The following is a 20242-nucleotide window of genomic DNA, read 5'->3' as shown; positions in this document are numbered from 1 at the left end:
GCGCCGTCACTCCTTGACCCCGATGTGCTCGACCGGCGGCGTGCGTAGCAGGCGACCGATCGGGAGCACGGTCGTGAGCAGCGCCAGCAGCGTCGCCCCACCGATGACCGCCGCACCACCGAGCGGCGGCACGTACGGCACCAGGTCGCCGGTCAGCGCCCGGACCACCGAGGCCAGCGTCCAGGCGGCGATCACCCCGCCGATCACCAGTGCCACGCCGAGCAGGCCCGCCTGCTCGGCGTGCACCATCCGTTTGACCTGACCCTTGGTGAGTCCGACGAGACGCAGCACGGCCAGCTCCCGGCGCCGGGCCAGCGCCGCCACCACCATCGTGTTGGCCGCAGCCAGCGCGGCGTACCCGACCAGGACGCTGATCAGCAGCTTGTTCGCCCAGGCGCTGACCGCCAGGTCGCGGGCCAGCCCGGCGGTGAGGTCGTCGCGCTGCACCAGCGCGCTGCCGGGATACCGGGCCGCCACCGCGGCGAGTGCCCGGTCGGTGTCGGCACCCGGCGCGGTCCGGATCAGGACCTGGTCGGCCGGCCCACCGACGGTCGCCGCAGCGAGCGTGAAGTCGCCGAATCCGAGGCCGCGCCGGTAGATCGCGACTACCCGCAGCTCGACCGGCGTGCCGTCGGCCAGGTGCAGGTTCGCGGTGTCACCCACGCCCCACCCCGACGAGGACGCCCGCAGGTCGGACACCGCGACTGTCCGCTCGTCCAGCGCGTCCAGGCTTCCGTCGGTGACGTCCAGGTCGACGGTGGCCGGCAGCGTGGCCGGGTCGACGGCCTGGGCTCCGGCGGCCTCGATGCCGTCCAACACCGGCGCGACCACGGTCGTACTGCGTACCGGCGTGGCCGCCTCGACGCCGGGCACCCGCCGGATCTCGTCCACCGCGGTGGCCGGCAGCCCCGCGTCCGACACCAGCGCCCGCTGGGCGAGCGTGCCGTCTCGGCGCTGGTCGACGGTGTTGCGCTCCAGGTTGTCCTGCAGGAACCAGACCGAACCGCCGAGCCCGACGGCGAGCACCAGCGCGGTGAGGACGGTCGCCGTGCCCCGGGCGTTCGCCCGCAGGTTCGCGGCCGCGAGGTACCCGCTCGATCGCCACAGCGTCCGGAGCAACGGATCGAGCAGCCGCGCGGCGAATCGGTTGATCTCCGGTGCGAGCAGGCCGACCGCGAGGACGAACAGGTAGAGCATGCCGGTCGCCGAGGACATCGCGACCAGGCCGCCGGTGCCGAGCGTCAGCGGGCCGAGGCTGGTGGCCGCGGCCAGCATCACCAGCCCGAAAACCCGCCGGACCCGGCCGCCGCGGACCGGCTCCACCGCGACCTCACCGAGTGCCTCGGTCGGCCGGATCTTGGTGACCCGACGTGCGGCGACCAGCGCCGCCACGATCGCGACGAGCGACGTCAGCAGCACCGCAGTCGGTGCGGCCACCGCGCCGGGCAGGATCGGGAACGACTCCGGGGCGAACCCCCGGTCCACGAGTTCACCGCGAGCCCACCGCGTCGCGAGGACGCCGAGCGGCAGCCCGAGCACCGCGCCGAGGCCACCGAGGAGCGCCGCTTCCGCGAGGATCATCCGCCGCACCTGGCCGGGTGTCGCGGCGATCGCGCGCAGCAGTGCCAGGTCACGGCGGCGGTGTCGCACCGCCAGCCCCACGGTGCCTGCCACGACGAACAGGATCAGCAGCACCACGTAACCGCCGAACGCGCCGCCGAGCTGAATCAGCAGGCCCTGCGCCTCCAGCTCCGCGGACGGCTCGGCCAGCCCCCGGTCGTCGCCGGTGTAGGCGCGGGCACCGACCTCGTCGGCCAGCGTCGTCAGGGCCGCTACCAGCGCGTCGCGGTCCGCGTCCGGCGCGGCGCGAACGCCCACGGCTGCGACGTGACCCGGCGTCGGATTGAGCGCAGCGGCCGTGGCGTCGGTGAAGAACACGGCGTCCGCGTCGTCGACGACGCCGGTCACCGTGAACCGGTGCAGCACCCCACCGATCAGCAGGTCGACGGACTCTCCGGGCCGCAGGCCCGCGTCAGAGAGCGTGCTGCCGATGACGATCTCGTTGTCAGCCGACGGGCGGACGCCAGTGGTCAAGCCGTACCGGCCGAGCGCCGCGCTGCTCCAGCCGTGGCCGAGCGAGGGCACCGACCCGGCGAAGACCGGGATCGCCGTATCACCGACCACACTCTCGACGCCCGGAAGCTTCCCGACGTTGGCGACCAACCGCTCCGGAACCGCACCACCGCCCGGCAGCCGGACGGTGCTCGTCGTCGATTCCCCATCGAACTCCTCGACCGTGCGGACGATCTCCGACCGGGCGAGGACGACGTCGGCCGCGGCGTACCGGTGCGGCTCGGCCCGATACCGCAGCCCGGACTCCACGAATGTGCCCAGGCTCATCAGGAGCGCGACGCCGGAGGCGAGCGCGACCAGCGTCGCGACCGCGCTGCCCCAGCGGTACCTCACCATGCGTGCGGCGAGCGCGATCATGAGTCGGCCCCCTGCATCGTGCGGCGTCGGCCCAGCGACCCGAGGACCTCGGCGATCCGTACGGCGCCCGGCTGCGGCAGGTCCTGCACGATCCGGCCGTCCGCGAGCACCAGCACCCGGTCGGCGTACGAGGCCGCCACCGGGTCGTGGGTCACCATGACGACGGTCTGCGCGTGGGCATCAACCAGCGACCGCAGCAGGCCCAGGACGTCGGCCGCGGTCTGGGTGTCGAGCGCGCCCGTCGGTTCGTCGCAGAAGATGACGTCCGGCCGTGTCACCAGCGCCCTGGCGATCGCCACCCGCTGCTGCTGGCCACCGGAGAGCTCGGCAGGGCGGTGCGTCAACCGCTCGGTGAGCCCGACACGGTGCACGACCTCGGCCAGCCAGGCCCGGTCGACGCGCGTGCCTGCCAGCCGGGACGGCAGCACGATGTTCTCCTCGACCGTGAGCGCGCCGAGCAGGTTGAACGCCTGGAAGATGAAGCCGATCCGGTCCCGGCGCAGCTTGGTCAGCTTCGTCTCGGAGAGGCCGGACAGCTCGGTTTCGCCGAGCCACACCCGGCCGGAGGTCGGGCGGTCGAGCCCGGCTGCGGTCTGCAGCAGCGTGCTCTTGCCCGATCCGGACGGGCCCATCACCGCGGTGAACGTGCCGCGACGGAACGCCGCGTCGACGCCGGCCAGCGCCGAAACACGCTGCCGGTCGGTGCCGTACACGCGGGTCAGCTGCTCGACCCGAACCGCGACGGGCCCGTTCTCGTACTGGCCAATAGGGACGGACATGGCTCGCCTCTCCGGAGTTCGCGCTGCTCAGCTGGTATGCCGAGAACGCTAGGAGCGGGACGAGCCGGGAACCATGAAGCCTGCGGGCGAACCGAGGTACAGCAGGCGCTACCCCGCGAAAAAAATTCCTCCCCGGCAGAGTGTCGAGAACGCGGAGCCGGCTCCGTCCCTGGTGCGTCAAGAGTCAGAACGCCACGAAGGAGAGCATCATGGCCAAGTACCTGCTGCTGAAGCACTACCGAGGCGCGCCGGCACCGGTCAACGACGTGCCGATGGAGGAGTGGACGCCGGAGGAGGTCTCCGCGCACATGCAGTACATGACCGACTTCGCCAACCGCCTTCAGAGCACCGGTGAGTTCGTGGACAGCCAAGCGCTCTCGTCGGAGGGCACGTTCGTCCGCTACGACGGGGAGGGACGGCCGCCGGTCACCGACGGGCCGTTCGCGGAGACCAAGGACCTGATCGCCGGCTGGATGATCATCGACGTGGATACCTACGAGCGGGCGCTCGAACTGGCCGCCGAGCTGTCCGCGGCTCCGGGTGCGGACGGGAAGCCGATCCACGAATGGCTCGAGATCCGTCCGTTCATGTCTGCGGCGCCCACGGTCACTGAATGAACGAGTCGCTGCTGCGGGCGCTCGTACCCGCGGTGATCGGCATCCTCGTCCGTCGTGGCGCCGACTTCTCGGCGGCCGAGGATGCCGTGCAGGACGCCCTGATCGAAGCCGTTCGCGGATGGCCGGACGATCCGCCGCGCGACCCGCAGGGCTGGCTGGTCACCGTGGCCTGGCGGAAGTTCCTCGACGCCGCCCGGGCCGACGCCTCCCGGCGGCAGCGCGAGGAGGTCGTCGATCGGGAGCCTCAGCCCGGCCCCACCGAGGCAGCGGACGACACGCTCCAGCTGTACTTCCTCTGCGCGCACCCGTCGTTGACGCCGGGGTCGGCCGTGGCGCTCACGCTGCGCGCGGTCGGCGGCCTGACCACGCGCCAGATCGCGCAGGCCTACCTGGTGCCGGAGGCGACGATGGCCCAGCGGATCAGCCGGGCCAAACGCACGGTCTCCGACGTCCGGTTCAACCAGCCGGGCGACGTCGCCACCGTCCTGCGCGTGCTGTACCTGGTCTTCAACGAGGGCTACTCCGGCGACGTCGACCTCGCCGCCGAGGCGATCCGGCTGACCCGCCGGCTGGCGGCCGTGGTCGACCACGCGGAGGTGGCGGGCCTGCTCGCGCTGATGCTGCTGCACCACGCACGCCGCCCGGCTCGGACCGGCGCCGACGGCAGGCTCGTTCCCCTCGCCGAGCAGGACCGCAGCCGGTGGAACACCGGCCTGATCGCCGAGGGCGTCGCCATCCTCCAGGCCGCGCTCGCCCGCGACCGACTGGGCGAGTTCCAGGCCCAGGCGGCGATCGCCGCGCTGCACGCCGACGCCCCGACCGCCGCGGAGACCGACTGGGTGCAGATCGTCGAGTGGTACGACGAGTTGGTGCGCCTCACCGACAGCCCGGTGGCCCGCCTCAACCGGGCCGTCGCGGTCGGCGAGGCCGACGGCCCGCGCGCCGGTCTGGCCGCCCTCGCGGACCTCGACCCCGCCCTGCCCCGCTACACCGCCGCCGCGGCCTACCTGCACGAACGCGACGGTGACCGGGTCACCGCCGCACGGCTCTACGCCGAAGCCGCCCAATCGGCCCCCAACCTCGCCGAACGCGGCCACCTCACGCGACAGGCCGCCCGGCTCAACGCTCAGCTGCGCCGTTGAGCCCTGCGAGGCTCCAACGGTGGTTAACATCGTTCGGGTGATTACCGTTACCCGGGGTGTAGCGGCGGTCGCGCTGGCCTTGACGGTGCTGGCCGGCTGCGCCGATCCGGACGCACCGTCTGGCACGGCGAGCAGGCCCGCCGCGTCGCCGTCGACCGAGCAGCACGCCACGCCGACGCCACCGGCGGCCGCTGCGCAGCAGAACCGTGCCGGGGCCGTCGCGTTCACCGAGCACTGGTTCGCGCTGCTCAGCTACGCGATCGAGACCGGAAACACCAAGCAGCTGCGCGCCGCCAGCGACCGGGCCTGCCGCGTGTGCACGCAGGCGATCACGGACATCGAGCGTGCCTACGGCGACGGTGGTTCGATCCACGGCGGCGCCTACACGGTTCGGGAAGCGACCACATTCGAGGACTTCGCCGGCCGGTTGATGACCGTCGCGGTCTTCTACGACCGCAGCCCTCGGGAGGGCATGAGCCCGCTCGGCGTCCCGCGCGGACGCCAGGAAGGCGCGGCCCTCGCGTCCTGCGACGCCCGGCTGCAGTGGAGCGGTAGCGGCTGGACGATGCGCAGCGTCGACGGCGCGCAACCCGTGTTCTGATCACCCAGCGGCCAGCACCTCACGCAGCCGCGCCGCGAACTCCGCGGGCTTGCCCGCGTACCCGAACCGGCCGTCGAGGAAGCCGCCGTGGTGGCTCGGGAACACCACGGCCTCCTGGCCGAGCAGAGCCGCGGTACCGAGAGCCGTGCGCGCGGTGTACGTCTCTCCGGTCTCCTCGCCGACCGCCACCACGATCCGCGTCGACGCAGCGGTGAGCGCCTTCGCGTCGGGCCGATAGTCGCTGATCGCCCACGAGTTCTTCGACAGCAGCGGGTCGTCGCGGGTGCCGTCATCGCCGGTCGGCATGCCGAACGCCGCCGCGTCGGGCGTGGGCTGGGCGAAGTACTCGTCGGTGAACTCGCCCTGCCAGGCGGTCATGCCGACGAACGCGGCCATGCCCGCCCCGAAGCCGTTCGCCTGGTACGCCTCGTGGAACGCGGCACGGGCCCGATCGGCGGCTGCGGCGTCGGGCAACACGGCGTTGATCGGCGGCTCGTGCGCGACCAGCGTGACGACGTCCTCGGGGTGGGTCGCGACGAGTTCCAGTCCCGTCACCGCACCACCGCTGCTCCCGAACACCTCGACCGGACCCGCGCCGAGCGCCTCGACCAACAGATGCAGATCCGCCGCCTGCTGCTGCGGCGTGTGGTCGGACCGGCCGTCGGTGCGGACGCTGCGCCCCAAGCCGCGCGGGTCGTACGTGACGACCGTGCGGTCGGGGAAGTGGGCGACGAGCGCCTCGAACCCCTCGGCCGACATCGGCTGGCCGATCAGGAGCAACGGGGGTTGCCCGTCCGCCGTCGGGAGCGGGCCGCGCACGTCGTAGACCAGATCGACGCCGGGCAGGGCAAGCGTGTGGGTCTGTGTCTCGGTCATGACGGCGAGCCTAGGGTCGGCGGCAGCCTCACTCCAGCGCGAGCTGCCGGAGGTTGGTGCCTGCCACCTCGAGCACGTCGTCGCCGGCGCCGTTGAGGATCGAGCGGCCCCGCCCACAGCGCGAGGCCGCTCCCGCAGCAGTCGGTCGAGCGTGTCCTGCTCAGGCCGACGGCCGCGCAGCGTCTGCATAACCCGATGCTGGCCGCCGTTCGTCCGGGCCGCCCCCGTGGATGCCCCTGGTGCCGCCCCTGGCCGCGGCGTCGCCGTGTCCCGGCCACCAGGCGGTGTGGCCGAGCAGTGCGGTGATGCTGGGGACGAGGAGTAGTGACATGACGAATGCGGACAGCACGATGCCGATTGAGACTGCGAAGCCCATCTCGGCGAGGAATGACACGCCGGCGAAGAGCATCGAGGCGAAGGTGCCGGCGAGGATGAGTCCGGCGGCGGCGACCGAGGGTCCGCCGTGCTGGACCGCGAGGGCGGCGGCGGTGCGGGGATCGTTGCCGGCGCGGGCTTCTTCGCGGAGCCGGGCGATCATGAGGATGTTGTAGTCGGTGCCGATCGCGACGACGAACAGGTAGAGGATGATCGGTAGCGAGAACGACAGGCCGGGGCGGTCACCGATGCCTTGGAAGGCCAGGACGGTGGCGCCGAGCGTCGCCAGGAAGCCGAGACCGACGGCGATCATCAGGTAGACCGGGGCGACCAGGCTGCGCAGGAGCAGGCCCAGGATCACCGCGATCAGTACGCCGGCGACCGGGAAGATCACCCGCAGGTCGCGGTTGTTGGCGTCGCGGATGTCGGCGAACACTGAGCTGACGCCGCCGACCAGAGCGGTCGTGCCGGGCGGGGCCTGGTCGTGGGCGGCCTTTCGCAGGTCGTCGCCGGCCAGGTCGAGTGCTTTCGTCGAGTAGGGGCTGGTGTCCAGTAGCAGGTTGATCTGAGCGGTCGTGCCGTCGGCGCTGATCGTGGCGGGTTTGCCGTCGGGTGCGGGCATCAGGCTTCCGACCCCGCGCACGCTGGTCAACGTTTGGGCGTAGCGGCCGAGCGTCGCCGGGTCGAGTCGCCGCCCGCTGTCGTCGGCTCGGACGTAGACGGTGGTGGGGTTGAGCGCACCGGCGGGGAATCCGGTCTGCAGGTCGTCGAGGGCGCGGGCGGACTCGGTGTCGGCGGGCAGCTGACCGACCTGGTCGTAGTCGACCTTGAGGCCGAACACACCCCACGCCAGTACGACCATGATCCCGGCCGAGGCGACCGCGACCAGAGCCGGTCGGTGTCCGGTCAACCGGCCCAGGCGCTGGAAGACGCTGCCGCGTGGGGTGCGCTGCCAGGACTTCGACGGCCAGAAAACCTTCGGGCCGATCAGCGAGACGATCGCCGGTACCAGCGTGACCGCGGCGACCGCCATGACGATCACCCCGATCGCCAGCCCAGGACCCAGACTCCGGAAACCGCCGAACACCGCGAGCAGCAACGCACCGAACGCGATCACGATCGCCGCCGCGGCCGACGCGATCACCTCACCGACCCGGCTGACCGCCATACCCAGCGCGTCCGTCGACGCGTCACCGGCACGCAGCCGCTCGCGGTAGCGGAACAACAGGAACACGATGTAATCGGTCCCGACGCCGTAAAGCACCACCGTGAGGATCGTCAACAACGACTGATCGACCTGCATCCCGAACGCCTTCACGAACAACGTGATCACCGCACTCGACACCGCCGACACCACACCCACAACCACGACCGGCAAAAACGCCGCCACCGGACTGCGGTAGATGACGAGGAGAAGCCCGACGACCAGCACCAACGTCACGATGCTGACGACCAACAGCGCACTATCGAACGCATCCTGGTTGTCCACGATGAAGGCGACGTCTCCGGTCACCGCGGGCGACAAGCCAGAATCATCCAATGTGGACCCTACGAGATCACGAATCGACCCGATGGCCTCGCCGAGTTCAGGATCGGCGGGGGCGCCGGTGAGCGCGATGTTGACGAGTTGCACGCGCTTGTTCGGAGAGACGGCCTGCGGCCCGGTGACCGCCGTGCCCACCCCGTCGATGTCAGCGCTCTGCAGAGCCCCGGCGAGCTCACCGACCCGCTGCGTGTCAGCTGCGGTGAGGGCCTGACCGTCGTCGCGCTTCACGACGATCGTCGCGGTCGCCTCGTCGCCGTTGCCGAACGCACGCTCCGCCAATTCCTGGGCCTGCACCGACTCGTAGCGCGAGGGCAGGAAACTGGCCTGATCGGTGCTGACCTGGTCGGCCAGCGAGGGTGCAAAGAACGAGCCGACGAGAAGCACGACCCATACGGCGATGACTTTCCATGGATTGCGGACGATGGTTCGCCCGAATCGCGTGAACATGTGGAGCCTTCCTAGGAGATCTTGCGGCGGTAGGCGGCCATGGCGCACAGGTAGGCGACGACGAGGAGCCCGCCGCACCAGCCGAGAGCGATCCAGATGTCGGAGCCGACGGGCTGCTCGGTGAACAGGTCGCGAATCGCGTTGACGATCGACGTCACCGGCTGGTGTTCGGCGAAAGCGCGCACCGGGCCGGGCATGGTCTCGGTGGGCACGAACGCCGAGCTGATGAACGGCAGGAAGATGAGCGGGTAGGCGAACGCGCTGGCACCGTCCGCGGATTTGGCGGTGAGGCCGGGAAGGACGGCCAACCAGGTCAACGCCAGCGTGAACAGGGTCAGGATGCCGAAGACCGCGAGCCAGGCCAGCACGTCAGCACTCGTGCGGAAGCCCATCACCAGCGCCACCAGCACGACCACGACGACCGAGATCAGGTTGGAGACGACCGAGGTCAGCACGTGCGCCCACAGAACGCTCGAGCGTGCGATCGGCATCGACTGGAATCGTTCGAAGATGCCCCCCTGCATGTCCAGGAAGAGCCGGAACGCGGTGTAGGCGATGCCCGAAGCGATCGTGATGAGCAAGATTCCGGGCAGCAGGTAGTCGACGTAGTTGTCGGCCCCGGATTGGATCGCGCCGCCGAACACGTAGACGAACAGCAGCATGAACGCGATCGGCATGATCGTGGTGGTGATGATCGTGTCGAGGCTGCGCGTGATGTGGCGCAGGGATCGTCCGAGCAGCACGCCGGTGTCAGCCAAAAAATGCTTGGTCATGATTGTCCCCTCTCGTCGTTTCCGACGAGCGCGAAGAAGACGTCCTCGAGCGTCGGCTGCTTCTCGACGTATTCGACCTTGGCGGGCGGGAGCAGCTGCTTGAGCTCGGTGAGCGTGCCGTTCACGATGATTCGACCCTCGTGGAGGATCGCGATCCGGTCGGCGAGATGCTCGGCTTCCTCCAGGTACTGCGTCGTGAGCAGCACGGTGGTGCCCTGGCCCGCGAGTTCCTTGACGGCCTGCCACACCTCGATGCGCGCCTGGGGGTCGAGCCCCGTCGTCGGCTCGTCGAGGAAGATGACCGGCGGGTTCCCGATGAGGCTCATCGCGATGTCGAGGCGGCGGCGCATGCCGCCCGAATACGTCGACGCCCGACGCGCGCCCGCGTCGGTCAGCGAGAAGCGTTTCAGCAGGTCATCCGCGATCTTGCCGGGGTTCCGAAGATGCCGTAACCGGGCGACCAGCACGAGGTTCTCCCGGCCGGTGAGGATCTCGTCGACGGCGGCGAACTGCCCGGTGAGGCTGATCGACTCCCGCACGTCGGTGGCCTGCGTAGCGACGTCGAAGCCGTTGACAACTGCGGCTCCCGCATCGGCTTTGGCCAGCGTCGACAGGATCCGGATGGCCGTGGTCTTGCCCGCACCGTTCGAACCGAGCAGGGCGAAGATGCTGCCGCGCGCGACGTCGAAGTCGACGCCACGCAGTACCTCCAGCTTCCCGAACGACTTCGTCAGGCCTTGCACGTGGATCGCAGGCCCCTGGGCCTGAGTGGTGCTCATCGCTCTGTCCGTTCTCTCGTCACGCGCGGTGGATGATGATGTCGCCGTAGGAGGTGCGGCCACGGACCTCGACGGTCCGGTCGGTCTCCTCGGGCCGGGTGGCGTTCTCCAGGTGATTACGCACGTGCCCGAAGCCGGTGTTGACCTCCAGCCAGGCGGCGGTGCCCTCGGCGATGCCGATCTCCAGCCCGCCCGCAGCGGTCTCCAGGACCACCGAGCCGCGGACCACCTCGCCGAGGCGGATGCTGCCGTTGGAGGTCTTGGCGTCGACGCCGGCCCCGGCCTGCTCGATGCGGATGTCACCGTTGGCCGAGCGCACTCGCACGTCGCCGGTGACCGCGCCGATCGTGGTCTCACCGTTGGAGTTCTTGACCACCGCGGTGCCGTCGACCTCGACGAGCTGGATCTTCCCGGAGCCGGTGGAGACCTCGGCGGTGCCCGCGATGGCGTCGGCGGTGATGTTCCCGAGCGTGGCCAGGCGCAGCGGGCCGGTTCGTTCGAGCCAGAAGTTCCCCACCGAGGTCTTGAGTCGGCACTCCCCGAGCCGACCCGTACTGCGGAAGTCGCCCAGCTGGGTTTGCAGGGACACCTGGGAGCCGGTGGGCAGTCCGATCGACACCTCGATCGACCTGGTCTTGCGGGAGAAGTCGAAAAGACGCTTCGGGCCGGTGATCCGTAGCGTGCCGTTCGTGTAGTCGACGCGGGTCTGCTGCGCGGCTTCCACGTCGGACTCGTCGTCGACGTCGCTCGGACGGACCTCGGCGACGGTGTCGGTCCGATCGCCGGCGCTGATCCGGACGTTGCCGACGCCGAATTCGAGCGTGACGGAAATGGGCTCGGGAGTTTCGAATTTGGGCATGGGTGTCCCCGTTACCTGAGTAGGTGGGACGTCCCCGCAGGTCAGGGACGTGGTTGAACCGGGAGGGCTAACGCACCCAACCGGTGAAGCTCTGCTGGGTCCGCTTCCCGCTGACGGGCTGTTCCTGACGCGAATCGCGGTCGGACCGCTGGAGGGCAAGGGTGGCGGCTCGAACCAGCCAGGCGTTGACCGAACGCCCATCCTTCGCCGCGGCCTCCTCTACCGCGGCCTTGAGCTGTTCGGGCAGGCGCACGTTGATTCGGGCGGCGGGGCCGTCCTCGGCGATCAGCAGATCGGCCGCCGGCGCCGTGGGTTCCTCGACGGCGGGTGCGAGCGACACCACGGGTGGCGACGCCACGACGAAGCTCGGATCGCGGCCGCGCAGCCGCAGTTCCACCGAGCCGGGAGCGAGGTCCTGGGTGATCTCGTCGGCGGCCGCCGACAGCGCGTCGAGCAGCGTCATCCGGATCGCCGACTCGAGCGGCCCGGTCAGGCGCTCGACCAGCGCACGCGTCTCCTCGCCGCCGGCCTCGGCAAGCGTCGCGAACTCGCGTCCGAGGTTGTTCACATACGACGTCAAGTCCATGGCGCCATAGTGGCACACACTTGGCATCACCGCCAGAGCCAGGTTGGCTCATCGTGGTGCCAAGGGAACGCCAGAGGGGCGCATCGCGACCGCGATGCGCCCCTCTTGGTGTCTATCGGTCAGGTCCGGATGGCTCCGGTGGTGAGCGTGAAGTTCGTGCCGCCCTGACCCTTGATGATCACCTTCCCCACGTAACTATCAGAGGAGCTGTAGTCGGGGTACGTGACGGCGCAGTCCCTCGACGATGCCAGGAGGATGTCCTTCGTCGTACGGAACTTCTCCGAGCCGTTGACCCAGATCGCGCAGACGAGCGTGCCGGTGAAGTATTTGTTCACCTGGCAGCCCCACCCGCCGAAGACCTCGACCTTTCCCGACGTCGTAGCGTCGCTCACGTGCGCCTGCGCGTCGCACGTACCGTAAAAGTTATTCTTGCCGACGCTCGACGAAGCAGCGTTCGCTCCCGATCCCGTCAAAACCAGTGCTACCACGGTGGAGAGGGCAACAATGAGCCCGTACAGAGTCTTCATGTCGTGATCGTCCCCGTGCTGAAGTAGATCTGGCCGTAGATATCGACGATCCGGATGTGCGATTTCCAGCTCTGATTTCCGCTGGGGTCGGCAACCGAACATCCAGTTTCAGAGGTCGAGACCTTGTTGAACGCGACCCCCTTGGAGCACACCTTCGTGCCGCCTTTGTAGAGGGTCACGGTCATGTTCCCGATCATCTTCTTGGACTGCGCACACGAGAACCCGCCGAAGCCCTCCACCCTTCCGGGCGACGTCGTGTCGCTCACGTACAGCAACGCGTCGCAACCTGCGGGGTTGTAGTCCTGCTGACCCGCGCCCGCGTCGGCGGCAGACGCCGGCGCAGCGGTGAAGACCGCACCCAAAATTGCTGCACCGACCGCTGCCAGTGCGAGCCGTAACCTTTTCTTCCCCACTGTCGCGCCCCTCTCTTCCGAATATTTTGACGCAGAAGAATTTGCCGATCTGGCGGCCGCGCTAATCGATCCGGATCCTGGTGCTTGCTGACGCCCGCGCAAAGGGGCCGTCCAGCAACATTGTGAGCGGCTGTGCTGCACTCTCGCTACCGGTACCAGTGGCAGTGACACTAGCGGTTATGTTTCGGAAAACCAATCATCCGCTAGATCACGAAGAGATAACGTGCGCAATCAAATGCGGTTTCTCTGAAATCCGTCTCGGAAGCTCAAAGAAAGCTCAAATTCTTCCGGAGATATTCGCCCTGACGGCGCACCAAGGCCCGAATGGGCTTTTCGCAGTCAGGCGGACGCGGGCTCGTTCTCGTCGTCGCCGAAATGCCCACGCCGCACCGGCCGCACGTCACCGCGGCGACCGACCCAGCCGACGCCGGGCTCGAGCCGGCGCAACAGCTTCGCGGGGGCACCACCGACGACGCAGTGGTCGGCGACCTCACCGCGGACCACGGAACCGGCCGCCACCACGGCGTTCCGCCCGATCGTTGTCCCGGGCAGGATGATCGCGCCGTGCCCCACCCATGAGCCCGACCCAATGCGCACGGGCTGGTGACCGCCGAACTGTTCGCCGATCGGCATGTCCGGGTCCTGGTAGCCGTGGCTGGCGTCGCAGACGAACACGTCCTGCCCGAACCACACGTCGTCGCCCAGCTCGATCAGCTCGTGCGCGACCAGGCCGGAGCGGTCACCGATCACGCAGCGGTCACCGATCACCAGGCCGCGCTCGGGCAGCCCGGGGTAGTCCGCCCCGTAGCCGACCGACAGCGTCACCTGACGCCCGACGAGGACACCCGACCCGATGTGAATCGACCGCGGGTTCATCAGAGTGGCCGCCGGGAAGCCGATGCTGGAGCTCTCCCCGAAGCTGCCGAACCCCGCTGCGGCTCGAGTGCCCGGCGTGATCCGGCCCATCCGGTCGAGCCACCGCCAACCGGCCAGCACGCCCCGGTTCAGCAACGTCTTGATGCCGATGTCCACCCACGGGAGGTTAAGCGGTCGGAGTGCCGCGTGGGCCGGAATCCCGACGTCCGGGGGTAACGGACAACCGCTCACGCTCAACCGGGACACGACAGTCCATAGTGTCGTCTAACCGACGTTGCCTGGGAACGCGCTGTGACGCTCGACATCCTCGACCGGGTTGCCGGAGAGTCCGGTGAGAAACGGGGTAAACGGATGACACGAACGCGCTCCCGAGCGGTCGCGCTGCTGGCCGTCCTGGCCGGTGCGCTGGCGGCCCTGGCGCCGTCGCCGGCCGCAGCGGCCGAGGACGACCCGCCACCGTCGCTGAGCCTGACCCGCTATCCGGACAAGTTCCGCTGGGCCGACGCGGTGATCGACTTGCCGTGGACCGGAGCCGTGCTGAAGGACGGCACCGTGTGCCCGGGCGGCCGGATCGACTTCACGCCCGATCCGGACATCCCAGCGGTCGGGGAAGCGACCGTGGGCAACTTCAACTACTCGATCCGCTTGGAGGAGTTCGGCGGCGTCACGAAGGAAAACGCGCCGGAAGCGATCGTCAAGCTCAGCTGCCAGCGGAGCGACAACTACATCGGGACGAACTTCCACTACCTTTACTACTTCAAGTGGGGCGGTTCGGCGACCACGTCCAAGGGTTCCTACCGCCCGGTGGTGCGCGACTTCATCACCTCCGGTGATGCGTCGTCCAGCTCCACGCACCTGGTGACGTTCATCGACGGCCGGCTCGGCGCGATCGACGTCCGGCACTTCCTCTACCAGCGCGGCACGTGGCTCCGGACGTTCACCTGGACCGCCGACGGGCTCGTCGCGAACGCCCCGCTGCCGTACTACCCGGAGGCCGACACGCCCCCGGTCTGATCGTGGAACGGGCCGTCTCCCGGCATCGGGAGGCGGCCCGCCGCGTCAGCTGTTCAAGTAGTGGAGCACCGCGAGGACACGGCGGTGGTCGCCCGGGTGACCGGGCAGCGCGAGCTTCGTGAAGATGTTCGTGCAGTGCTTCTCGACCGTGCGTTCGGCGATGCTCAGCCGGGACGCGATGGCCTGGTTCGTCCGCCCCTCGGCCATCAGCGCGAGCACCGCCCGCTCCCGTTCGGTGAGGCTGTTCAGCGGCGCCTCCCGGGCCTGCCGACGGCCGAGGAGGTGGTCGATGACGACCGGGTCGAACGCCGATCCGCCGCGCCCGACCTGCCGAACCGCCTCGGCCAGCTCGTCGACGTCCGACACCCGGTCCTTCAGCAGGTAGCCGACGCCGGTCGCACCGTCGGCGAGGAGTTCGGCGGCGTAGGTCTGCCGGACGTGCTGGGACAGGACCAGCACGCCGACGGCCGGGTACTGCCTCCGGATCCGCCGGGCGGCGTGCAGCCCTTCGTCGGTGCCGGTGGGCGGCAGCCGGATATCGACGATCGCCACCTCCGGACGAAGCCCGGCGACCGCCGCGAGCAGCGCCGTGGCATCTTCGACGGCCGCCTCCACGACGAAACCGGCCTCGGCGAGTAGCCGGATCAGCCCCTCCCGCAGCAGCGTGCTGTCTTCGGCGATCACGACGCGCACGGCAGCACCGCCACGAGCCTGGTACCGGCGTTCGGCGGGCTGTCGATGCTCACGGTCCCGCCGCCACGCTCGACGCGCGACCGCAGGCCATCGAGGCCGGTGCCCGCGGACGGGTCGGCGCCGCCTCGGCCGTCGTCGCTGATCTCCACGCGCAGCCGACCCTCCGCGACACCGACGACCAGGTGCACCTGGTCCGCCTCGGCATGGCGGGCCACGTTCGTGAGTCCTTCGGCGACGACGTAGTAGGCGGTCGACTCGGCCTCGGCAGGCAGCGGACCCGGCGGGACCTCGATCCGCGCGTCGACCGGCGTCGGCGACAGCGCCACCAGCTCTTTGACCGCTGCGGCGAGGCCGCGCTCGGTGAGCATCGGCGGGTGGATGCCCTGCACCAGAGCGCGCAGGTCGTCGAGAACGGCCTGGGTGCCGGACCGGGCCTCGGCGAGCAGCGGGCCGACCCGCTCCGGGCTGCGCCGCAGCACCGATCCGGCCAGCCCGAGCGTCATCAGAACCGACAGCAGACGCTGCTGCACCCCGTCGTGCAGGTCGCGTTCGATCCGGCGGCGCTCGGCCTCGGCGGCCGACAGGACGTCGTCACGCGCCTCGGCGATCTGCGTCACGCGGGCGCGCAGGTCGGCCGTCAGCCGCTCGTTGTCCAGCGCCAGCCCCACGGCGGCGGTAGCGGCGCGGATCAGCGCGGGCTCGTCGAGCAGGGAACGGTCGTGCACGAGGATCGCGAGCGGGTGCCGACCGCGGTCGACCCGGGTGGTCACCCGGTCCGGGTCGTCGGAGATCGGCAGGTCGCGGCCGTCGACGTCGACGTAGCGCTCGGTGCCGGCCATCCGGTAGCCGACCCGGAGTTCCGGATCGTGCAGCGCTCGCCGCAGTGCCTCCTCGATGCTGGTCGGCGTGCGCGTGTCGTGCAGCTTCACGACGAGGTCGGCGACCCGGCCCCGGTCGAGCCGGTGCCGGAGCAGGCTGCCCAGGTAGCCCAGCGGCACCGCGGCGAGCGCGAGCGGGAGCAGCGTCAGCAGTCCGGACGCGTCGTACCCCGCGATCCGAGCCGGCTTGAGCACGATCACCGCGAGGACGGCCACCGAGACGACCGCCACCATCGGGGTGAGGTGCCTGCGGCGGGTCGCCGGACTCTGCCGCCACGCGGTGAGCCGCAGCGCGAGGATGGCGGCCCCGCACAGGTCCACGACGACGATCGTCGCCCCGGCAGTTAACCCCTCCGAGCGTGGGCCGACGAGTTCGAGCCCGGCCAGCGTGGCCACGCTCAGGTACGTCAGCCCGACGACGAGCCGCTGCGCCGGCGTGACCAGCCTGCCGGTCGGGAACGCGACCACGAGATGTGCCAGCACCGCGGCCCAGGCGCTGACCCGCACCGCCTCCAGCCCGGCCGGTAACGCGTCCTCCGGCGGCACCTTCGCGGCCAGCCACAGCGCACCGACCGCCACCAGCAACGGGCCGACCCGGACGCGCGGCCGCAGCCACCACGAGACGGCGCCGCCCGCCACGAAGCTGGTGCCGACCACGAGCGTCTCCCACGTGACTGACACGCGATCCAGTCTGCCGGACGAAACGGTCGGCGACGGTGTGGCTACCCGCACCGTTCCGGTGCGGGATCCGCGCTCCGGACCGGGTACTGGTGCGCTTCTGCGCCGGCGCGCCGGGCGACACGCTGGAGTCGCCTGAACCGATTGGAAGGAGACCCGGTGTCCCCCGCTGCTTCTCGCCGCCCGCCCCTGCTCCTCGGCGCGCGCGCCGTCGCGCTCGTCATCGTCACGATCATGACCGTGTACTTCCTGGTCACCGACGCGGTCCGGAGCGACAACCCGTTCCTCGTCCCCGACCTGGTGCTGTCCGCCACGCTGCTCGTCTCGGCCCTGCTGCCGCAACGGCTGGCGCCGGTGGCGCTGATCTTCTCGTTCGGGTGGGCCGCCGGCGTTTACACGACGTCGATGTGCACGCACATCATCAACGGCCGGTTCCCGGTCGACCATGTGTTCCTGTTGATCTTCTGCGTCGGGGTCCCGCTGCTGTTGGCCCGCGACCTGGTCCGGCCGCGCGTTGCCGGTGCGTCCGAGCCCGCCGATCGGCCGTCCACCGTGGCGGAGTCTGCGGTTCTCGCGTAGAACGGTTGCTCCCGCGGCGGACAATACGGTCATGGACGGGCTGGCGGAGATCGGCGCGTGGGTGGTCGTCGTCGCGCTGGTCGGCGTCGGGGCCGTGTTCGCCGTGCGGGACGAACGGCGGGCACGCGCCCGGCGTCGGTCGCAAGTGGCCGGCAAGGAGATCGTCTACGGCCGTGGCGGCAGCTACCGACCTCGAGCGGGCCTGTGGGCAGGATTGCTGTTGACCTGGATGGCCGTCGGCGTCGCAGTGCCGATGCTGTTCGTCCCAGACTTACCACCGCTCTGGGGGGCCGCTGCCACCGCGGCCGCGGTCGTCGCGGCCCTGTACTTCCTGCTCGGTTACGCGTTCACCACCGTCGTGGAGGGCCGCGTGCTGGAGCGGAAGATCCTCTACAGCGGCGAGAACGACGACATCAAGAACTACTGGATCGCCGTCGACGACGGCCGCCGGACCCGGATCGCCGGCACACCGGTCAAGCGCGACGACTACGCGCGGGTGGTCGCGGGCGCGCTGGTACGGCTGCACCTGACGACGCGGGGGCGGCAGGTGAAGCGGCTGGACGTCCTCGAGCTTCCGTCCTCGGTGAACACGGCAGCGCCCGCACTCGACCGGTGGGTCACTCCCGCACACGCGGCCCGAGCGCTGGGATCGCCGGTCGAGGTCGTCCCGCTCGTGATCGATACGCCGAACACCCGGGGTTACGTCTACGTCCCGCCGGGCGTGGAGGTGGTCAACGGCACCGCGTGGCCACCGGCGCTGTACGTCACCGAGGCGTTCGACCCGGCGGCGGCCGCCGAGATCGCCCGCCGCGCCACCGAAGGCTGCCGACGCACCTGGCACCACGGCGACAAGGGCGTCTTCCAGTTCGGGATGACCTACGTGTTGACCTGGGGCAACGGTGCTCTGGTGCTGCGCGGCCACGTGGACGTCAACGAGGTCGGCCCGGTCAGCCGTCTGGCACACACGCTCGAGCCACCCCGCCCCGACCGACGCTGAGCCGGACGTCAGTTTCCACCGATCGTCAGCGGAGCATCGGGGTCGATTCGCACGCCGCCGGCGCGGAACGCCGTCTCGAACACGCTCCAGACCCAGTCGGTCAGGTGGCCCGCGAACGCGTCGCGGGTCAGCCCGCCCGGACTGTCCATCCACCGGGTCGCCGCGGCGTCCACCATCGACACCAGCCCGTACGCGAGCGGCTCGGCGATCGCGGCGTCCAGCGACTGCGCCCGGAGCACGTCCTGGATCAGCGCGCCGACGTGCGCGGCGATCCCGCTGCGCGTGACGTCGACCGGATCGGTGACGTCGGCGACGCCGACGTGAGCCCCGCGACGTTCCCCGGCCACGTCCCTGGCGGCCCGGAGCGCGTACCGATGCAGGTTCGGTCGGGTGGAGAGCCACTCCAGATGAGCGTCGACCGCCGCGCGGACCATCTCCCGCGGCGTGCCCTCCGGATGCCAGACCGGGGCGAGACCGGCTTGGTACAGCGCCAGCGCCCTGGTCATGACCGCCCGACGCAGATCGGCCGCGTCGTCGAAATGGCGGTAGAGGTGCGGTCGCGCGACGCCCGCCACCGCCGCGATCTGTCCGGCGGTGACCTCGGGCCCGTGCTCCTCGATCGCCGCGACCGCGGCGTCGACCAGTCGGGCACGCCGCTGGGCCCGGTGGGCACTCCAGCGGGCCGACCGGCCGTCGGTGCTTCTGTTGACAGTCTTCGACATCAGCTCCACGATATTACTGGTACACGCTGTACCAGATAAATCGTTCCTCCCCGAGGGAGACATCATGAGCCCCTCCGCTCCGCTACGGGACCGGGACGAGGTGGGCGCCCGGCTGCTCACCGCGTCGGCCCGCCACTCGTTCGACCCGGCCGTGGACGTCGACTGGGACGCCCCGCTGGTCGACGGCGCACCGGCGATGCCGCTCCACCGCGTCACGCTCTACGGCACGCCCCTCTGGGACGAGCTCACCGAGGAGCAGCGCATCGCGCTGTCATTCCATGAGACCGCGAGCATGCTGAGCATCGGGCTCTGGTTCGAGATCGTCCTGATGCAGCTGCTCGCCCGGTACGTGCAGCGGATGGACATCCGGCGACCGCACGCCCAGTACGCGCTCACCGAGGTCGGCGACGAGACCCGGCACTCGGTGATGTTCGCCCGCACGATCACCAAGCTGGGCTGCCCCGACTACCGGCCGGGACGCCGGCTGCAACGGCTGGGCAGCCTCTACGGCCACCTGTCCAGCGGCCCGTCGCTGTTCGCGAGCGTCCTGGTCGTGGAGGAGACCCTTGACCGGCTGCAGCGCGAGGGAATGGCCGACGAGACGGTCCAGCCGCTGTTGCGGACGGTCAGCCGGATCCACGTCGTCGAGGAGGCTCGTCACGTCAGCTACGCACGCAGCGAGGTCGCACGGACGGTGCCGAAGCTGAGCAGGTCGCAGCTCGAGCTGCACAGGCTGGTCACCGCGTCGGTCGCGGCGATCGTCGTGGACGCCTACGTCCGGCCGCGCGCCTACGCGTCGATCGGCCTGGATCCGGAACGTGCCCGCGCGGAGGCCAGGGCGAACCCACACCACCGGGAGACGCGCCGCTGGATGGCCGAGCGGATCACCGGCTTCCTCTCCGAAGTCGGGTTGATCGGCGGCCGAAGCACCCAGATCTGGCGCCGCGCCGACCTGCTCTAGGCCCGTTCGGGCAGGATTTCGGAGCGCGGACCGT

General features: G+C 70.2%; 21 protein-coding genes. 7 read left to right on the top strand and 14 right to left on the bottom strand.

Annotated elements, in window-relative coordinates; genetic code table 11:
* Positions 1-6 precede the first annotated feature (6 nt).
* Positions 7-2490, bottom strand: a complete 2484-nt coding sequence (locus BUB75_RS38805; protein ID WP_073264854.1) for an ABC transporter permease — start codon at positions 2488-2490, stop codon at positions 7-9.
* The gene (locus tag BUB75_RS38800) at positions 2487-3269 is read right to left on the bottom strand and encodes an ABC transporter ATP-binding protein (RefSeq protein WP_073264853.1); all 783 of its coding nucleotides are present in this window, start codon (positions 3267-3269) and stop codon (positions 2487-2489) included. Before BUB75_RS38800 ends, BUB75_RS38805 begins: the two co-directional genes overlap by 4 nt.
* A gap of 209 nt (positions 3270-3478) precedes the next feature.
* Here BUB75_RS38800 and BUB75_RS38795 point away from each other — a divergent pair, with 209 nt between their 5' ends.
* Genes BUB75_RS38795 through BUB75_RS38785 form a run of 3 tightly spaced genes read left to right on the top strand, consistent with a single transcriptional unit; the run spans position 3479 to position 5629 of the window.
* Positions 3479-3886: a YciI family protein gene (locus BUB75_RS38795; RefSeq protein ID WP_143175697.1), complete on the top strand. Its 408-nt coding sequence runs from the start codon at positions 3479-3481 to the stop codon at positions 3884-3886.
* The gene (locus BUB75_RS38790) at positions 3883-5028 is read left to right on the top strand and encodes an RNA polymerase sigma factor (RefSeq protein ID WP_073264852.1); all 1146 of its coding nucleotides are present in this window, start codon (positions 3883-3885) and stop codon (positions 5026-5028) included. The genes BUB75_RS38795 and BUB75_RS38790 overlap by 4 nt, the downstream gene beginning before the upstream one ends.
* A gap of 37 nt (positions 5029-5065) precedes the next feature.
* The gene (locus tag BUB75_RS38785) at positions 5066-5629 is read left to right on the top strand and encodes a DUF6318 family protein (protein WP_143175696.1); all 564 of its coding nucleotides are present in this window, start codon (positions 5066-5068) and stop codon (positions 5627-5629) included.
* On the opposite strand, the gene BUB75_RS38780 is transcribed toward BUB75_RS38785, so the two are convergent.
* The 9 genes from BUB75_RS38780 to BUB75_RS38740 all read right to left on the bottom strand — a co-directional run bounded on the left by BUB75_RS38780 (position 5630) and on the right by BUB75_RS38740 (position 13842).
* Positions 5630-6505 (bottom strand): alpha/beta fold hydrolase, encoded by an 876-nt coding sequence (locus BUB75_RS38780; RefSeq protein WP_073264850.1) that lies wholly within the window; start codon positions 6503-6505, stop codon positions 5630-5632.
* Positions 6506-6665: 160 nt separating this feature from the next.
* Positions 6666-8873: an MMPL family transporter gene (locus BUB75_RS48325; protein ID WP_073264848.1), complete on the bottom strand. Its 2208-nt coding sequence runs from the start codon at positions 8871-8873 to the stop codon at positions 6666-6668.
* Positions 8874-8884: 11 nt separating this feature from the next.
* Positions 8885-9646, bottom strand: a complete 762-nt coding sequence (locus BUB75_RS38770) for an ABC transporter permease (RefSeq protein WP_073264846.1) — start codon at positions 9644-9646, stop codon at positions 8885-8887.
* Positions 9643-10425, bottom strand: coding sequence for an ABC transporter ATP-binding protein (locus BUB75_RS38765; protein ID WP_073264844.1), 783 nt, complete (start codon positions 10423-10425; stop codon positions 9643-9645). Before BUB75_RS38765 ends, BUB75_RS38770 begins: the two co-directional genes overlap by 4 nt.
* A 19-nt stretch (positions 10426-10444) precedes the next feature.
* The gene (locus BUB75_RS38760; RefSeq protein ID WP_073264842.1) at positions 10445-11284 is read right to left on the bottom strand and encodes a DUF4097 family beta strand repeat-containing protein; all 840 of its coding nucleotides are present in this window, start codon (positions 11282-11284) and stop codon (positions 10445-10447) included.
* Positions 11285-11351: 67 nt separating this feature from the next.
* Complete coding sequence (locus tag BUB75_RS38755) at positions 11352-11870, bottom strand: YlcI/YnfO family protein (RefSeq protein ID WP_073264840.1); 519 nt, start codon at positions 11868-11870, stop codon at positions 11352-11354.
* A gap of 119 nt (positions 11871-11989) precedes the next feature.
* Positions 11990-12397 (bottom strand): hypothetical protein, encoded by a 408-nt coding sequence (locus tag BUB75_RS38750; protein WP_143175695.1) that lies wholly within the window; start codon positions 12395-12397, stop codon positions 11990-11992.
* The gene (locus BUB75_RS38745; protein ID WP_143175694.1) at positions 12394-12810 is read right to left on the bottom strand and encodes a hypothetical protein; all 417 of its coding nucleotides are present in this window, start codon (positions 12808-12810) and stop codon (positions 12394-12396) included. Before BUB75_RS38745 ends, BUB75_RS38750 begins: the two co-directional genes overlap by 4 nt.
* Positions 12811-13149: 339 nt before the next feature.
* The gene (locus BUB75_RS38740) at positions 13150-13842 is read right to left on the bottom strand and encodes an acyltransferase (RefSeq protein WP_218618038.1); all 693 of its coding nucleotides are present in this window, start codon (positions 13840-13842) and stop codon (positions 13150-13152) included.
* Positions 13843-14037: 195 nt separating this feature from the next.
* Here BUB75_RS38740 and BUB75_RS38735 point away from each other — a divergent pair, with 195 nt between their 5' ends.
* Positions 14038-14700, top strand: a complete 663-nt coding sequence (locus tag BUB75_RS38735) for a hypothetical protein (RefSeq protein ID WP_143175693.1) — start codon at positions 14038-14040, stop codon at positions 14698-14700.
* Positions 14701-14745: 45 nt separating this feature from the next.
* Here BUB75_RS38735 and BUB75_RS38730 read toward each other — a convergent pair whose 3' ends face one another.
* Positions 14746-15393 carry a LuxR C-terminal-related transcriptional regulator gene (locus BUB75_RS38730; RefSeq protein ID WP_073264824.1) on the bottom strand — a complete coding sequence of 216 codons (648 nt, stop codon included), beginning with the start codon at positions 15391-15393 and terminating at the stop codon, positions 14746-14748.
* Positions 15381-16952, bottom strand: a complete 1572-nt coding sequence (locus BUB75_RS38725; RefSeq protein ID WP_073264822.1) for a sensor histidine kinase — start codon at positions 16950-16952, stop codon at positions 15381-15383. Before BUB75_RS38725 ends, BUB75_RS38730 begins: the two co-directional genes overlap by 13 nt.
* A 156-nt stretch (positions 16953-17108) precedes the next feature.
* On the opposite strand from BUB75_RS38725, the gene BUB75_RS38720 reads away from it, so the two are divergent.
* Positions 17109-17528: a hypothetical protein gene (locus tag BUB75_RS38720; RefSeq protein WP_073264820.1), complete on the top strand. Its 420-nt coding sequence runs from the start codon at positions 17109-17111 to the stop codon at positions 17526-17528.
* 31 nt (positions 17529-17559) lie between these two features.
* A complete protein-coding gene (locus BUB75_RS38715; RefSeq protein WP_073264818.1) occupies positions 17560-18525 on the top strand; it encodes a hypothetical protein in 966 nt (321 codons plus the stop codon).
* A gap of 8 nt (positions 18526-18533) precedes the next feature.
* Here the strand turns inward: BUB75_RS38715 and BUB75_RS38710 are convergent, their stop codons facing one another.
* Complete coding sequence (locus BUB75_RS38710) at positions 18534-19247, bottom strand: TetR/AcrR family transcriptional regulator (RefSeq protein ID WP_073264939.1); 714 nt, start codon at positions 19245-19247, stop codon at positions 18534-18536.
* Positions 19248-19311: 64 nt separating this feature from the next.
* Here BUB75_RS38710 and BUB75_RS38705 point away from each other — a divergent pair, with 64 nt between their 5' ends.
* Positions 19312-20208: an AurF N-oxygenase family protein gene (locus BUB75_RS38705; protein ID WP_073264816.1), complete on the top strand. Its 897-nt coding sequence runs from the start codon at positions 19312-19314 to the stop codon at positions 20206-20208.
* Positions 20209-20242 lie beyond the last annotated feature (34 nt).

The organism is Cryptosporangium aurantiacum, assembly GCF_900143005.1.
GTDB lineage: Bacteria > Actinomycetota > Actinomycetes > Mycobacteriales > Cryptosporangiaceae > Cryptosporangium > Cryptosporangium aurantiacum.
The sequence above is the reverse complement of the archived record's forward strand: the minus strand, read 5'-3'. Positions and strand labels throughout refer to the sequence as shown.

What these genes read in the sequence shown, in the direction of transcription:
- BUB75_RS38780 (WP_073264850.1), bottom strand. Translation starts at nt 6,505, where the DNA reads ATGACCGAGACACAGACCCACACGCTTGCCCTGCCCGGCGTCGATCTG.
- BUB75_RS38800 (WP_073264853.1), bottom strand. Translation starts at nt 3,269, where the DNA reads ATGTCCGTCCCTATTGGCCAGTACGAGAACGGGCCCGTCGCGGTTCGG.
- BUB75_RS38805 (WP_073264854.1), bottom strand. Translation starts at nt 2,490, where the DNA reads ATGATCGCGCTCGCCGCACGCATGGTGAGGTACCGCTGGGGCAGCGCG.
- BUB75_RS48325 (WP_073264848.1), bottom strand. Translation starts at nt 8,873, where the DNA reads ATGTTCACGCGATTCGGGCGAACCATCGTCCGCAATCCATGGAAAGTC.
- BUB75_RS38750 (WP_143175695.1), bottom strand. Translation starts at nt 12,397, where the DNA reads ATGAAGACTCTGTACGGGCTCATTGTTGCCCTCTCCACCGTGGTAGCA.
- BUB75_RS38755 (WP_073264840.1), bottom strand. Translation starts at nt 11,870, where the DNA reads ATGGACTTGACGTCGTATGTGAACAACCTCGGACGCGAGTTCGCGACG.
- BUB75_RS38710 (WP_073264939.1), bottom strand. Translation starts at nt 19,247, where the DNA reads ATGTCGAAGACTGTCAACAGAAGCACCGACGGCCGGTCGGCCCGCTGG.
- BUB75_RS38715 (WP_073264818.1), top strand. Translation starts at nt 17,560, where the DNA reads ATGGACGGGCTGGCGGAGATCGGCGCGTGGGTGGTCGTCGTCGCGCTG.
- BUB75_RS38705 (WP_073264816.1), top strand. Translation starts at nt 19,312, where the DNA reads ATGAGCCCCTCCGCTCCGCTACGGGACCGGGACGAGGTGGGCGCCCGG.
- BUB75_RS38735 (WP_143175693.1), top strand. Translation starts at nt 14,038, where the DNA reads ATGACACGAACGCGCTCCCGAGCGGTCGCGCTGCTGGCCGTCCTGGCC.
- BUB75_RS38765 (WP_073264844.1), bottom strand. Translation starts at nt 10,425, where the DNA reads ATGAGCACCACTCAGGCCCAGGGGCCTGCGATCCACGTGCAAGGCCTG.
- BUB75_RS38760 (WP_073264842.1), bottom strand. Translation starts at nt 11,284, where the DNA reads ATGCCCAAATTCGAAACTCCCGAGCCCATTTCCGTCACGCTCGAATTC.
- BUB75_RS38770 (WP_073264846.1), bottom strand. Translation starts at nt 9,646, where the DNA reads ATGACCAAGCATTTTTTGGCTGACACCGGCGTGCTGCTCGGACGATCC.
- BUB75_RS38795 (WP_143175697.1), top strand. Translation starts at nt 3,479, where the DNA reads ATGGCCAAGTACCTGCTGCTGAAGCACTACCGAGGCGCGCCGGCACCG.
- BUB75_RS38790 (WP_073264852.1), top strand. Translation starts at nt 3,883, where the DNA reads ATGAACGAGTCGCTGCTGCGGGCGCTCGTACCCGCGGTGATCGGCATC.